We start from the raw sequence: 13882 nt of genomic DNA, 5'->3' as shown, positions 1-13882 counted from the left end.
CCAGAATGCGGCGGACCGCTTCGAGCTTGAACTCTCGGCTGAAAACACGGGGAGATTTGTTGGGCATACGTTCTCCGTTAGAGAACTGTCCCTAATTTCCCGTGTCTCACTTTTGGGGGGCACTCCATGCACCTATCCCGGATTACGCTGCGCTCCATCCGGGCTACAGGGGATCAAAGACTAATCCCTGCTCGTGGGGGTCTGGATGAAGCCGCGGTTGTGGGTCGGGCTGATCAGGATCTCGTTGACGCAGACCCGCGGCGGCAGGCTGGCGACGAAGGCGATGGTGCGGCCGAGATCCTCCGGCTGCAGCATCCTGGCCTGCTCGGCTTCGCTCGGCACCACCGGCCGCAGTTTCAGGATCGGCGTAGCGACCTCGCCGGGCGACAGGCAGCAGGCGCGCAGGCCATTGGCGCATTCATCCATGTTGAAGGAATGGGTCAGCGCCAGCACCGCATGCTTGGTCGTGGTGTAGGCCGGCCCCGGCATCTTCGAGACATGGCGTCCGGCCCAGGAGGCTACGTTGATGATGCAGCCATCCTGCTGCTTGCGCATCGCCGGCAGCACCGCATGCATGCAGTAGAGCACGCCGTTGAGATTGATCTCGACCAGTTTGTCCCAGCCTTCCAGCTCCATGTCGGCCCAGCTCCGCTTCGGCACGTTGATGCCGGCGCTGTTGACCAGGAGGTCGATGCGGCCATGACGGCCGAGGATCTGGTCGGCGGCCTTGTTGACCTCGTCCTTGTTGCTGACGTCGAGCGGGATGGCCTCGGCCTTGCCGCCCTTCTTGGCGATGTTGGCGACCACCCGGTCCAGCTCCTCCTTGCGGCGGCCCGAGACCACCACCGTCCAGCCGTCAGCCGCCAGGAATTCCGCCCCGGACTCGCCAATCCCGGTGCCGCCGCCCGTCACCCAGGCCACGCGTTTCCCATCATTTGTCATGCAAACTGTCTCCGTTGCTTTCCAAAGGGCGTTTTTGCTAAGCCATTCGCCGGATTTCCCGGCCTTTTCGCCCTTCCAGGGAATGTTGCATGAACACGAGCGCCAACGCCAACCTGTTTTCCCGCCTGTTCGACGGTCTCGAGGATCCGAGCCGGCTCGCGATCGAGCAACTCGACGGCAGTCGCATCAGCTATGCGGACCTGATCGCGCGCACCAGTCAGATGGCGAACGTGCTGGTTTCGCGCGGCGTCAAGGTCGGCGACCGTGTCGCGGCGCAAACCGAAAAATCGGTGCAGGGCCTTGTGCTTTATCTCGCGACCGTGCGCGCCGGCGCGATCTATCTGCCGCTCAACACCGCCTATACGCTGAACGAGCTCGACTACTTCATCAGCGACGCCGAGCCATCGCTGGTGGTGTGCGATCCTTCCAAGGCGGAAGGCATCGGCGCGATCGCGGCGAAAGTCGGCGCCAAGGTCGAGACGCTCGGTGCCGACGGCAAGGGCTCGCTGACGGAGGCCGCCGACAAAGCGAGCCCGGAGTTCAAGACGGTCGCGCGCGGCAATGATGATCTCGCCGCGATCCTCTATACGTCGGGCACCACCGGCCGCTCCAAGGGCGCGATGCTGAGCCACGACAATCTGGCCTCGAACTCGCTGTCGCTGGTCGACTACTGGCGCTTCACCAAGGACGACGTGCTGATCCACGCGCTGCCGATCTATCACACCCACGGCCTGTTCGTGGCCAGCAACGTCACGCTGTTCGCGCGCGCCTCGATGATCTTCCTGCCGAAGTTCGATCCGGACCTGATCGTCAAGCTGATGGCGCGCGCCACCGTGCTGATGGGCGTGCCGACCTTCTACACGCGCCTCCTGCAGAACACCGCGCTGAACAAGGAGACGACCAGGCATATGCGGCTGTTCGTTTCGGGCTCGGCGCCGCTGCTCGCCGATACCCACCGCGAATGGTCCGCGCGCACCGGCCACGCCGTGCTCGAGCGCTACGGCATGACCGAGACCAACATGAACACCTCCAACCCCTATGACGGCGAGCGCGTGCCCGGCGCGGTCGGCTTTCCGCTGCCCGGCGTCTCCGCGCGCGTCACCGACCCCGAAACGGGCAAGGAGCTTGCGCGCGAAGAGATCGGCGTGATCGAGGTCAAGGGCCCGAACGTCTTCAAGGGCTACTGGCGGATGCCGGAGAAGACCAAGGCCGAATTCCGCGACGACGGCTTCTTCATCACCGGCGACCTCGGCAAGATCGACGCCAAGGGCTATGTACACATCCTCGGCCGCGGCAAGGACCTCGTGATCTCAGGCGGCTTCAACGTCTATCCCAAGGAGATCGAGACCGAGATCGACGGCATGCCCGGCGTGGTCGAATCCGCCGTCATAGGCGTGCCGCATGCCGATTTCGGCGAAGGGGTCACCGCCGTCGTGGTGCGCCAGCCCGGGGCCACGATCGATGAAGCCGCGGTGCTCAACGGGCTCGATGGCCGATTGGCGAAATTCAAGATGCCGAAGCGGGTGTTCATCGTCGACGAACTGCCGCGCAACACCATGGGCAAGGTGCAGAAGAACATTCTGCGGGATACGTATAAGGATATTTATACGAAGAAGTAGGGGCGCAAGAACGTCGCGTTGAAATAATGAACCGCAAACAAGCCGTCCGAATTAACGAACACTTACTCGATGCCTATCAGGCGATGGACGACGCAAGGATGGCCATTGCCGGTCTCGGCAAAGATGAGCGACTAAAGCTCGAGGACTTGCTTCAAGAGGTTGTCGCAGCTTTGCAACAGAAGCTGCTTGCACCGATCTATGATCAGTATCCGGACTTGGAGCCGCCGGTAGTTGATGAAGAAATCCCCACCGTGGACAGCAGGCTCGAGTGGAGCCAGGTGCGTCTCCCGCCGTCCCTGACCGAAGCGGATTTCGACAGCATCATATTCTCGTTGTTGAAGCCACAGTGGCAGAAGACCGCAAGGATGATCATTCTGGTCGAAGGGCGCTGCCAGGAGCTTAGCGTGCCGATCAGCCATGCGGCGATCGCTGCACGATTGAAAGTCCTCGCCGATTCGAATCGCATCGAAGGTGTCGGCGATATCCGCATGTGGCGCTACAGCGAAGTGCGACTGAAGGACTAGCGCCGTAGCCCGGGTGGAGCGCCAGCGTAACCCGGGACCGTCGGCAGATGCTGACTCGGTATCCCCGGGTTGCGCTGCGCTCCACCCGGGCTACGGGACTACTGCCCGCTCACGAGGCTGATCACGAACCGGCCGCCGACGATGAAGAGGTAGGCGCCGAACGCCATCTCCAGCGCCCGCTTCGATAGCGCATGCGCGACCTTCACGCCGAGCGGGGCGGTGACCAGCGTGGTCGGCATCACCAGGATGGCGCCGATCAGCGAGACATAGCCGAGCGCGAACGGAACCTGCAGCGCAAGGACATCGGGAAAGCTCGCCGCCGCCGGCCAGCCGGCATAGACATAGCCGAGCGCGCCGGGGATCGAGATCAGCACCGCGAGTGCCGAAGAGGTCGCGACCGCCTGATGGATCGGGCGGCCGTAGCAGGTCATCAGGAGATTGGCGAACAGGCCACCGCCGATGCCCATCAAAGTCGAGAGCAGGCCGACGAAGAAGCCGTAGACGCGCATCAGGAGACCTTTCGGCAGTTCGTCGCCGAACTTCCAGCCCTCGCGCGCCAATAACAGCCGAGCCGCGGCCGACCAGGCCACCATCACGAACACGATCTTGAACAGCCGCTCCGGCGCAAACCGCGCGGTGACGCTGCCGGCGAGGACACCGAGCACGATCGGAATCCACCAGCGCTTCAGCACCTCCATGTCGACAGCGCCACGCCGGTAATGGGCGCGAAACGAACTGATCGAGGTCGGGATGATGACGGCAAGCGAGGTGCCGATGCAGAGCGGCATCCGCACCTCCACTGGCACCCCGGCCAGACGGAAGCATTCGTAGAACACCGGCACCAGGATCGCGCCGCCGCCGATGCCGAACAGGCCGGCGAGAAAGCCGGACAAGGCCCCAACCGCGATCAGCAGCAATGCGAGTTCAAGGAGTTCGATAAGATCGAGGCCAGCCATGATGTCCCTTGCGCCAGCGTTTAGTCTCTGCAGCCTTGCACGCGCAAGGCCGCCAGAGCCGCCACGGCTGGCGCCGCGAGGATCAGGCTCACCCCGAAGACCGAGGGGTATCGATCGCCCGCCTGAGCCAGCATCGCGGCCCCATCCAGCAACAGCCCCGTAACCGCGAAAACAACCGGACCGATCAGGCCATCGGCCGATCGGTTGTGAAGCAGACGCATCGTCCTGGGATGCGATACGAAGCCGGTACTCCATCCCATCTCAAATTCCTCCATATGACGGCTTCCCGAAGCCTAGACCCTTGTCGAAGGCGGGAGTATCTAGCCTCTTTGGTGGTTACCTTTGCGAATTCCGGAAGGATCGGATGGACCAGCTTTCGGCCATGGCGACCTTTGTGCGCGCGGTGGAGACGGGCAGCTTCTCGGCGGCGGCCCGCTCGCTCCCGAGTTCGCTGACCTCGGTCAGCCGCCAGATCTCCGCGCTGGAGCAGCATTTCGGCACCAGGCTGCTATTGCGCACCACGCGGCAGCTCGCGCTGACCGATCATGGCCGGATCCTCTATGAGCGCGCGAAATCAATCCTCGGCGAGGTCAAGGAAATCGAAGCCGCATTGTCACGCGACCGCCACCAGCCCTCGGGACGGCTTCGCGTGAGCTGCCCCAGCCTGATGGGACGGCTCGTGATCGCGCCGCTGCTCGCCGAATTCCTGCGCCGCTATCCACTGCTGTCAGTCGATCTGCTGCTGATTGATCGCGCCGTCGACATGGTCGAGGAAGACATCCATCTGGCGATCCGTGTCGGCCGCTTGCGGGATTCGCAACTGGTCGCGCGCAAATTCGCCGACCTCAGGATGATCGTGTGCGCCTCACCCGCCTACCTCGCGCGCCACGGCGTGCCGCAGACGCCGCGCGACCTCGCTAGTCATGACTGTCTCGTGTTCTCCGATGCACCCGGCAGCGCCGAGTGGCGCTTCGCGGAGAGCACGAAGGCAGACCGCAAAATCCGCATATCCGGTCGGCTCTGGATGAATAGCCTCGATGCGCTTGCCGCGGCGGCGAAGGAAGGCGCGGGCATTGTGCGCGTGCCGTCGTGGCAGGTCGACGCCGATATCAGGGCTGGCAGCTTGCGGCGCATCCTCGCCGACTACGAACCGCCGCCCACGCCGTTGCACCTCGTGTTTCAGCCATCGCGGCTTGCGTCGCCAAAGACGAGGGCATTTGTCGATTATCTGGTTGAGCGATGGCGAGCCGCCGACCCGTTCGGCGCGCATGCAGTCGCAGCCTTATAACGGAATCAGAATTCGCTTCTTGGACTGGATCGACCGCCCTGGTATACCAAGCCCCTGATCGGCTTGCTTCATCAATGGTGTAGCAATGAATACCCGTTCGTTTTGCAGGCATTTGGCCGTTGCGCTGTAAGGTTCGACTCCGTAAATAGAATTTATCTACCGCGCTCCCCGATGGGCCGGCCGCGGTCCCACCAAACTCAAAGTCGCTGATGACCGCCAGGATCGAACGACCGCTCTCGCCCCATATACAGACCTATCGCTGGACCCTGACGATGGCGCTTTCCATCGTCCATCGCGCCACGGGAATAGCGCTTTATGCCGGCACGCTGCTGCTCGCCTGGTGGCTGATCGCGGCGGCCTCCGGCCCCAGCGCCTACGCCAATCTGCAGGCTTTCACCGGCAGCTTCATCGGCAAGCTGATCGTGTTCGGCTACACATGGGCGCTGATGCACCATCTGCTCAGCGGCATCAGGCATTTCGTGTGGGACTTGGGCTACGGCTTCAAGGCCAATGAACGGGAAGCCCTGACCTGGGCCGCGCTGATCGGCGGCATCGTGCTCACGGTGCTGATCTGGATCATCGCTTACGCGATCGGAGGCGGACGATGAGCGACTCTCGTTCCTCGATGCGCACGCCGCTCGGCCGCGTCCGCAATCTCGGCGCCTCGCATTCCGGCACCACCGATTTCTGGCGCCAGCGCCTCACCGCTGTCGCGATGACGCTGCTGATCGTGCCGGTGCTGTTCGTGATCCTGACGCTGGTCGGCCGCAACCATGCGGGCGCGACACAGATCCTCGGCTCGCTGCCGATCGCGATCATCCTCTTGCTCTTCATCGTCGCCAGCACCTGGCACATGAAGATCGGCATGCAGGTCGTGATCGAGGACTATGTGCATAACGAGAAGCTGAAGCTCGCCAGCATCATGGCCAACAATTTCTTCTGCGCTGCGGTGGCCTTGGCCTCGATCTACGCGCTCCTTAAATTATCCTCGGGAGTATGAACCATGGCCGCTGAAGGTAACGGCAAGGCCACCAATGGCAGTGGCCCGGCCACGAACGGCAAAGCCTATCCGATCGAAGACCACACCTATGACGTCGTCGTGGTCGGCGCCGGCGGCGCCGGCCTGCGCGCGGTGGTCGGCTGCTCGGAAGCGGGCCTGCGCACCGCCTGCATCACCAAGGTGTTTCCGACCCGCTCGCACACGGTCGCGGCGCAGGGCGGCATCTCGGCCTCGCTCGGCAACATGCATCAGGACGACTGGCGCTGGCACATGTACGACACCGTCAAGGGGTCGGACTGGTTGGGGGACCAGGACGCGATCGAATACATGGTGCGCAACGCGCCGGAGGCGGTCTACGAGCTCGAGCATTGGGGCGTGCCGTTCTCGCGCACCGAGGACGGCAAGATCTACCAGCGCCCGTTCGGCGGCATGACGATCGACTACGGCAAGGGCCAGGCGCAGCGCACTTGCGCCGCCGCCGACCGCACCGGCCACGCGATGCTGCACACGATGTACGGCCAGTCGCTCCGGCACGCCGCCGAGTTCTTCATCGAGTTCTTCGCCATCGACCTGATCATGGACGACCAGGGCGTCTGCCGCGGCGTGATCGCGATCAAGCTCGACGACGGCACGCTGCATCGCTTCCGCGCCCAGACCACGATCCTCGCCACCGGCGGCTATGGCCGCGCCTATGCCTCCTGCACCTCGGCCCATACCTGCACCGGCGACGGCGGCGGCATGGTGCTGCGCGCCGGCCTGCCGCTGCAGGACATGGAGTTCGTGCAGTTCCACCCGACCGGGATCTACGGCGCCGGCTGCCTCGTCACCGAGGGCGCCCGCGGCGAAGGCGGCTATCTCGTCAATTCCGAGGGCGAGCGCTTCATGGAGCGCTATGCGCCATCGGCCAAGGACCTCGCCTCGCGCGACGTGGTCTCGCGCGCGATGACCATCGAGATCCGCGAAGGCCGCGGCGTCGGCAAGAAGAAGGACCACATCTACCTGCACCTCGATCATCTCGATCCGAAGGTGCTGGCGGAGCGGCTGCCCGGCATCTCCGAATCGGCACGAATCTTCGCCAATGTCGACGTCACCCGCGAGCCGATCCCGATCGTGCCGACCGTGCACTACAACATGGGCGGCATCCCCACCAACTTCCATGCCGAAGTGCTGACGAAGCGGGACGGCGATGACAATGCGGTGGTCCCCGGCCTGATGGCGATCGGCGAGGCCGCGTGCGTCTCCGTGCACGGCGCCAACCGGCTCGGCTCCAACTCACTGATCGACCTTGTGGTGTTCGGCCGCGCCGCCGCGCTGCGCTGCGCCGAAAAACTCACCGCCAATGGCAAGCAGCCGGAACTGCCGAAGGATTCCGCCGAGATGGCGCTCGGCCGGCTCGACCATTTCCGCTACGCCTCGGGCGGCACGCCGACGGCGAAGCTGCGCGACAGCATGCAGCATGTGATGCAGACCAATTGCGCGGTGTTCCGCACCGGCGAAGTGCTGCAGGAAGGCAAGAACCTGATCCACAAGGTGCATGGCGGCATTGGCGACATCGCCGTCTCCGACCGCTCGCTGGTGTGGAATTCCGACCTGATCGAGACGCTGGAATTCGACAATCTGATCGTGCAGGCCGTCGTCACCATGGATTCGGCCGCCAACCGCACCGAGAGCCGCGGCGCCCATGCCCGCGAGGATTTCCCTGATCGCGACGACAAGAACTGGATGAAGCACACGCTGGCCTGGCTTGATCAGAAGGGCAACACCACGATCGAGTTCCGCCCGGTGCACGATTACACGATGACCAACGACGTACAGTACATCCCGCCCAAGGCGCGTGTGTATTGATGACGACAGCGAAGGCTAGCAAGCATGGTTGAATTCGCGCTTCCGAAGAACTCGAAGATCTCAGGCGGCAAGACCTGGCCGAAACCGGCCGGCGCGACCGAGACGCGCGAGTTCAAGATCTATCGCTGGAATCCGGACGACGGCAAGAATCCGAGCGTCGACACCTATCATGTCGACATCAACGATTGCGGGCCGATGGTTTTGGACGGCCTGATCTGGATCAAGAACCACATCGACCCGACGCTGACGTTCCGCCGCTCCTGCCGCGAAGGCGTGTGCGGCTCCTGCGCCATGAACATCGACGGCCAGAACACGCTCGCCTGCACCAAGTCGATGCACGACGTCAAAGACGGCGCGGTGAAGGTCAACCCGCTGCCGCACCAGCCGGTGGTGAAGGACCTTGTCCCCGACCTCACCAATTTCTACGCGCAATACGCCTCGATCGAGCCGTGGCTGAAAACCACAACGCCGACGCCGCAGAAGGAATGGAAGCAGAGCCACGAGGACCGCGAGAAGCTCGACGGCCTCTACGAGTGCATCCTCTGCGCCTGCTGCTCGACCTCGTGCCCGAGCTACTGGTGGAACAGCGAGCGCTTCCTCGGTCCCGCCGCGCTGCTGCAGGCCACGCGCTGGGTCACGGACAGCCGCGATGAGGCCACCGGCGAACGGCTCGACAATCTCGAGGACCCGTTCCGGCTCTATCGCTGCCACACCATCATGAACTGCGCCAAGGCCTGCCCCAAGGGCCTCAACCCCTCGGAAGCGATCGCCGAGCTCAAGCTGAAGCTGGTCGAGCGGCAGATGTAAGCCGCCGGCGAACGTTATAGGGAGGACGGCCTGCGATAACTCGCGCAACGGGTCAAAAGCGCGGGTCGTCTTCGCTCATTCGGGGTACCGGTCTACCCTCGAAAGCGGTCATCAAACATTTAAGCGTCCGCGCCGACAACCCCGTTCCTGCCCGACGCCTTCGCCCGATAAAGAGCAGCATCCGCCTTCTCGAGCAGCTCTCGAAAAACCCTGGCATGCGTTGGAAACGTGGCGATGCCGATGCTGACCGTCACCGGCCGCTGCAGTTCTGGATGAGTGCTGTCGGCCACAGCCGCCCGAATGCGTTCTGCCAGCGCCATGGCGCCTGGGGGCATCTGCGGGCACAGCAATGCGAACTCTTCCCCGCCATATCGAAACAGCTCGTCACCCTCACGCTTTGAGGCGACAATCGTCTCGGCCACCTTGCGGATCACTCCATCGCCGACGACGTGGCCACGGCTGTCGTTGATCGACTTGAAGTGGTCGATGTCGATCATCATGAGACTAAGTGACAGGCCCGATTGCGAAGCAGCCTGCAGCATTGCCGCCCCTTTCGCATCGAACTGCCCACGATCCTGAAGTCCTGTCAGCGCATCCCTGCCAACTCGCTCAGCAAGCTTCTCGTAGCGATGCCGGTAAGTCAGGCGATCGAACACGTCCGCGGCGCGACGCGATTGCACGGGAAGAGGCTCTCGTTCAAAGATGCGGAGATATGCGGTCATCATGAGGCTGAAGAAGGCAGCCGCGGCGACCTTGGCGATCCACCCGCCGTAGAATGCCGATTCTGGCACGCCGGTAAGATGATGCAGCCCCAGGTAGAAGAAAGCCTGGTCGAAGCTCAACACAAGCGCCAGGCTGATGAAGATCCGCCCGGGAACGGTGGTCGTCACCAATTTTCCAAGCCGTTCATAAATGATGACAAGGGCGATCAGATCGATGAACAGCAATAGGCTGCCCCAGACCATGAGCAAGCCCATTTGGTCGATGAAGCGGAGATCCGGATTATAGCCTGGCAAGCTCGCGGGATTGCTATAGAGGCGCAGGAGAAGCCCTAGCGCGATCATCAGAATGTTGCCGCTCAGGAGGCCGTAGATCGGCTGCCGCATCACCTCGGCGTCTTCCTTGATGTAAAGCAGCAGGAAAAAGGCGAGCTTGCCCGTGAACATCACGGTGGATCCCGGCGAGATCAGCCCGAAGGGCAGTTCGATGAAGAAGGTCGCGGCTAAATAGGTCTCGAGGAAGTGCATCGTGCCGAGGAGGCAGAAAAAAACACCAACTCCGATGCTCTGCCTTGCTCTGAAAATGCTCCCCATGACAATGAAATAGATGATGCCATGCGCGAGCAGGACGAGAGAACCGAACATACCGCCGAGAAGCCCCTACCGTGAAAGTCGATCTGTTCCTCTCCCTTGCCATTTTGCTTTGCTCCCCTCAATAGGGCGCGTCGTCGGTGCAAGCAGTACCTTGAAATCCTCCGTTCCCCACATCCGCGGCCATCGCGCGTGAGGATCAGCGCACCGCAGCTTGAACGGCGCGCGCCCTTCTGAGGTCGGCCGTCTCGGCGCCCTCATCGAACCAGCAGCAGATCGGCTCCAATAGCGCGCGCGACGCCTCAAGCTTTCCTTGCGTGCGCCAGAGTTCGGCGAGATCCATAGAGGCGCGCAGCTCCAAGGATTTCGCGCTTTGACCGCAGGCCACTTCGATGGACTTCGTCAGGCACGATTCGGCTTCCAGAATGTTCGAGGGGTCGATCGCCAGAAGAAGCTGCGCCTTTTGCCGATGCAATTCCGATTCCCATGACCTGCCGGTCACGTCATCGAGATTGGTCAGGGTCTGCTCGACGATCCATAGCGCGTACTCGTTTTCTCCTGCCCTTGCGTGCATCTCCGCAAGCCAGCTCTCCATCATCGGCAACATGAAGCCGACATTGTTCTGCCGGGCCTCATCGAGTCCTCGGGCAATCTCGGCGCGAGCCTCTTCGATCCGGCCGAGGTCGCCGACGGCCCGGCCGCGCGAAATTCGCGACAGGATTGCATAGAGCGAAAACCGCTGCTCCCGCGACACCTCGAAGCTCTTTTCGGCGTTCTCGAAGGCGAGATCGGCCTCGCCGCGCAACAGGTGCACGACTGAGGTCATGTAATGCGCGAACGCTATGGTGTAGGGGTGGCGAAGATCCCGTGCCAAGGCAAGCGCCTCCGAGACGCGCGCGAGCGCCTGGTCGGGATAGCCGAGGAACCACAAGTCCCAGGACAGCAGCAGGAGCGAGGCCGCCTGCGGCTCGACCATGTAGAGATGGTATAGCGGCGGCCTGCCCTTGTTCATCGAAAGCTTGATCGACTCCTCGAAATGGTCCACCGACGATCGAAAGTTCCCGATCGTCAATAGCGTGCTGCCCATCATTCGATGAGCGACCATGCGCGGCACGGCGTCCGGCAACGCCTGGGTTCGCGACATGAACTCATCGGCCATGGCGAGCGCTTCATCATTCTTGCCGGACATCCAGGAATTTCCCCACAACCCGAACAGCGCCTGGAAATATTCGGGAATATTGCCGAGCCGCAGGCACAGGGCCCGCGCCTGCGAAAAGGCTTCGCGGGTATCAGCGGAGGCATAGCCCTGCACCGCGATGAGCGGTATGCCCAACGCCAGTTGGATGTCGATCTCCTGCCTGGTCCGCTCGAGTGAGTCCGGCAGGCCGCTCAGAAGCTGAAGCGCCTTTCGAAAATTGGCGATGGCCTCGACATTGGCCGAATGCGCTAGCGCGCGTTGCCCGGACTTGAACCAGCAGCGAATGGCAAGCGGATGATTGCCGGCCTCCTGATGATGATAGGCGAGAACCTCGGGCTGATTTTCGGCAAGCTCCGGGAAATCATGCTCCAGGATCGTCGCGATGTCGGCGTGAAACTGCAGCCGCTTGCTTTTGAGCAGGGAGTCGTAGATCGCATCGCGCAGCAGCACGTGCTTGAAGGCGAAACGGACGAACGGCGAAACGTCGACCCGGTAGATGATATCAGCGTGTTCGAGCAATGAGAGCGCCGACAGCATATCCTCCTCGTCGACCTGCGATGCAGCCGACAAGAGGTCATAGGAAAACTCTCGTCCGATCACGGCCGCGATCTGCGCAAGCCGGCGGCTCGGCGCGACCCGGTCGAGCCGTTCCATCAGGGCGTCGCTTAGCGTGTCCGGAACGCGGAGCAAGGCCGGCTGCGCCTTGCGCTCGACGGCACCTCGGCTTCGCAAAGGCGCGCTCAACGTGCTGTTTGTCAGTTCCTCGATGAATAGCGGGACGCCATCGGCCTTTTCGACGATCTGGTCGAGCAACGGCTGGGGCATGCTCGCGCCGCTCAGGAGCTCCCGGATCATCGCCCTGACCTCGCTATGCGACAGCCGGGTGAGCGAGTGCAGAGTGGTGTTCGCGTGAGTGATCCACGCGGGGCGAAATTCGGGCCGGCAGGATACGATCAGCAGCACGCGGGCGCGGTCGATGCGGCTGGTGGCCAGTTCGAGCAGCTCAAGGGTCGACGCGTCAAGCCAATGCGCGTCCTCGAAAATGCACAGCGTCGGGCGCCGGATGGAAAATGCCAAGAGGATGTCAACAAGCGTAGAGATCGTCCTGTTCTTCACTTGCCGCGGCGTCAGTCCTGACAGTTCGAGGTCATCTTCCAGCGGGATCGACAACAGTTTAGCGATCAGGGCGACCGGCTCTGCCGAGCCGTCAATCGGGCGCGGAAGGTAGGCCTTGAGCTTTGCAAGCTTGTCGGTATCGGGCTCGCGAGCCGTCAGTTGGGCCGCCTGTTCGATCTGCTCGATCACGGGAAAGAACGCGCTCTGACTGTGATAGGGCGAGCACTGATGGTGAAGCAGGACGTGCGGCTCATCCTCGACACGCGATTTCAGTTCGTGGAGAAGCCTCGATTTCCCGACTCCGGGAATGCCCGAAAGAAACACGACCTGGCCGTCGGCTTCCTTGGCTTTCTGCCACCTGTCGAGCAGCAGGGAAAGCTCGCTCGAGCGCCCGATCAGTGGCGTAAGGGAACCCGCATGCGCGGCCTCGAAGCGGCTCGTGGTGTGCTTTGCCGAGAGCACGCGATAGACGTGAACGGATTCGGTTACACCTTTGAGCTCCTGGAGACCGAGGTCCTGAAAATCAAACGCGGCCGAAACAAGCCGTCTGGTCGATTCCGAAACGACCACCGTATTGGCGGCCGCAAGCGTCTGCAGACGCGCGGCGATATTCGGCGTCTCGCCCACCGCGTCCATCGACCACGTGCCGCTCTCTCCGGTTTCGCCGACCACGACGGGGCCGGAGCAGACACCCACCCGGCACGTCAGGGTGACCGGCCCTGGAATGGTCGCAACTCTGGAAACGATCTCCAGCGCCGCATGCGTGGCACGAACTGCGTCATCCTCATGCGCATAGGGCCAACCGAAGAACGCCATCGCGCCGTCGCCGAAGTAGCGCGCGACCTCGCCTCCGTAGCGCCGGATCGCGGTGCTGCATTCGCCCCGATACGCGTCAATGAGTTTTTGCAGATCCTCCGGGTCCAGCGCCTCCGAAAGCTGCGTGGACCCCACCAGATCGCTGAACATCACCGTGATCTGACGGAACTCGGCCTCGCGCTGCGGCACGACCGAGGCGGACGCGATGCCGAACTTCGCTGCCGTCAATGCTTCGATGGCCTTCAGCAGCTTCTTGCGATGGCCTAACGAAATAACGCCGAGCTTCCTGAGATCATTGTCGGTCAGATCCGGAAGGACGGAGTATTCGATATTATTGTCGGCGAAGGTTTGGGCGTACTGCCCCAGGCCGTGTCCACACAGCCAGTCGGTCACCTCGGTGGTTGTCCTCGCCATTGCAGAGGCCCTCGTCTCTTGTCGCTCGAGGCACGCCAGACTGCGAC

The 13882-nt window shown here is 62.7% G+C and carries 12 protein-coding genes; 7 read left to right on the top strand and 5 right to left on the bottom strand.

The features are described from left to right. Nucleotides 1-180: 180 nt before the first annotated feature. Nucleotides 181-942: an SDR family oxidoreductase gene (locus ACZIRK_RS12630; protein WP_130228989.1), complete on the bottom strand. Its 762-nt coding sequence runs from the start codon at nt 940-942 to the stop codon at nt 181-183. Nucleotides 943-1031: 89 nt separating this feature from the next. Here ACZIRK_RS12630 and ACZIRK_RS12625 point away from each other — a divergent pair, with 89 nt between their 5' ends. Both ACZIRK_RS12625 and ACZIRK_RS12620 read left to right on the top strand, forming a co-directional pair. Next, entirely contained in the window at nt 1032-2561 is a 1530-nt protein-coding gene (locus ACZIRK_RS12625; protein WP_130228990.1) for a malonate--CoA ligase, read from the top strand. A gap of 26 nt (nt 2562-2587) precedes the next feature. Continuing rightward, on the top strand, nt 2588-3085 hold the full coding sequence (locus tag ACZIRK_RS12620; protein WP_130228991.1) for a DUF3658 domain-containing protein: 498 nt from the start codon (nt 2588-2590) through the stop codon (nt 3083-3085). Nucleotides 3086-3183: 98 nt separating this feature from the next. Here the strand turns inward: ACZIRK_RS12620 and ACZIRK_RS12615 are convergent, their stop codons facing one another. Continuing rightward, on the bottom strand, nt 3184-4044 hold the full coding sequence (locus ACZIRK_RS12615; protein WP_463327403.1) for a sulfite exporter TauE/SafE family protein: 861 nt from the start codon (nt 4042-4044) through the stop codon (nt 3184-3186). A 17-nt stretch (nt 4045-4061) separates the two neighbouring features. After that, on the bottom strand, nt 4062-4316 hold the full coding sequence (locus ACZIRK_RS12610; protein ID WP_130228993.1) for a hypothetical protein: 255 nt from the start codon (nt 4314-4316) through the stop codon (nt 4062-4064). Nucleotides 4317-4405: 89 nt separating this feature from the next. Between ACZIRK_RS12610 and ACZIRK_RS12605 the strand changes: the two genes are divergently transcribed. The 5 genes from ACZIRK_RS12605 (at nt 4406) to ACZIRK_RS12585 (ending at nt 8981) form a co-directional block, all read left to right on the top strand. Then, nucleotides 4406-5329: a LysR family transcriptional regulator gene (locus ACZIRK_RS12605; RefSeq protein WP_130228994.1), complete on the top strand. Its 924-nt coding sequence runs from the start codon at nt 4406-4408 to the stop codon at nt 5327-5329. A gap of 209 nt (nt 5330-5538) precedes the next feature. Continuing rightward, nucleotides 5539-5937 carry a succinate dehydrogenase, cytochrome b556 subunit gene (gene sdhC / locus ACZIRK_RS12600; protein WP_028165151.1) on the top strand — a complete coding sequence of 133 codons (399 nt, stop codon included), beginning with the start codon at nt 5539-5541 and terminating at the stop codon, nt 5935-5937. Between the two features lie 17 nt (nt 5938-5954). Continuing rightward, the gene (gene sdhD, locus ACZIRK_RS12595) at nt 5955-6329 is read left to right on the top strand and encodes a succinate dehydrogenase, hydrophobic membrane anchor protein (protein WP_130229006.1); all 375 of its coding nucleotides are present in this window, start codon (nt 5955-5957) and stop codon (nt 6327-6329) included. 3 nt (nt 6330-6332) lie between these two features. Beyond that, nucleotides 6333-8174: a succinate dehydrogenase flavoprotein subunit gene (gene sdhA / locus ACZIRK_RS12590; protein WP_130228995.1), complete on the top strand. Its 1842-nt coding sequence runs from the start codon at nt 6333-6335 to the stop codon at nt 8172-8174. 24 nt (nt 8175-8198) lie between these two features. Next, nucleotides 8199-8981 carry a succinate dehydrogenase iron-sulfur subunit gene (locus ACZIRK_RS12585; protein WP_130228996.1) on the top strand — a complete coding sequence of 261 codons (783 nt, stop codon included), beginning with the start codon at nt 8199-8201 and terminating at the stop codon, nt 8979-8981. A gap of 119 nt (nt 8982-9100) precedes the next feature. Here the strand turns inward: ACZIRK_RS12585 and ACZIRK_RS12580 are convergent, their stop codons facing one another. Beyond that, a complete protein-coding gene (locus ACZIRK_RS12580) occupies nt 9101-10294 on the bottom strand; it encodes a GGDEF domain-containing protein (RefSeq protein WP_474417939.1) in 1194 nt (397 codons plus the stop codon). 196 nt (nt 10295-10490) lie between these two features. Next, the gene (locus tag ACZIRK_RS12575) at nt 10491-13835 is read right to left on the bottom strand and encodes an adenylate/guanylate cyclase domain-containing protein (RefSeq protein WP_130228998.1); all 3345 of its coding nucleotides are present in this window, start codon (nt 13833-13835) and stop codon (nt 10491-10493) included. Nucleotides 13836-13882 lie beyond the last annotated feature (47 nt).

It is taken from the genome of Bradyrhizobium sp. Leo114, from assembly GCF_055229415.2.
The sequence above is the reverse complement of the archived record's forward strand: the minus strand, read 5'-3'. Positions and strand labels throughout refer to the sequence as shown.

Excerpts from the sequence above, each read along its gene's own strand:
- sdhA (WP_130228995.1), top strand. The coding sequence starts at position 6,333 with ATGGCCGCTGAAGGTAACGGCAAGGCCACCAATGGCAGTGGCCCGGCC.
- ACZIRK_RS12605 (WP_130228994.1), top strand. The coding sequence starts at position 4,406 with ATGGACCAGCTTTCGGCCATGGCGACCTTTGTGCGCGCGGTGGAGACG.
- ACZIRK_RS12620 (WP_130228991.1), top strand. The coding sequence starts at position 2,588 with ATGAACCGCAAACAAGCCGTCCGAATTAACGAACACTTACTCGATGCC.
- sdhD (WP_130229006.1), top strand. The coding sequence starts at position 5,955 with ATGCGCACGCCGCTCGGCCGCGTCCGCAATCTCGGCGCCTCGCATTCC.
- ACZIRK_RS12610 (WP_130228993.1), bottom strand. The coding sequence starts at position 4,316 with ATGGAGGAATTTGAGATGGGATGGAGTACCGGCTTCGTATCGCATCCC.
- ACZIRK_RS12625 (WP_130228990.1), top strand. The coding sequence starts at position 1,032 with ATGAACACGAGCGCCAACGCCAACCTGTTTTCCCGCCTGTTCGACGGT.
- ACZIRK_RS12585 (WP_130228996.1), top strand. The coding sequence starts at position 8,199 with ATGGTTGAATTCGCGCTTCCGAAGAACTCGAAGATCTCAGGCGGCAAG.
- ACZIRK_RS12575 (WP_130228998.1), bottom strand. The coding sequence starts at position 13,835 with ATGGCGAGGACAACCACCGAGGTGACCGACTGGCTGTGTGGACACGGC.
- ACZIRK_RS12630 (WP_130228989.1), bottom strand. The coding sequence starts at position 942 with ATGACAAATGATGGGAAACGCGTGGCCTGGGTGACGGGCGGCGGCACC.
- ACZIRK_RS12580 (WP_474417939.1), bottom strand. The coding sequence starts at position 10,294 with ATGGGGAGCATTTTCAGAGCAAGGCAGAGCATCGGAGTTGGTGTTTTT.
- sdhC (WP_028165151.1), top strand. The coding sequence starts at position 5,539 with ATGACCGCCAGGATCGAACGACCGCTCTCGCCCCATATACAGACCTAT.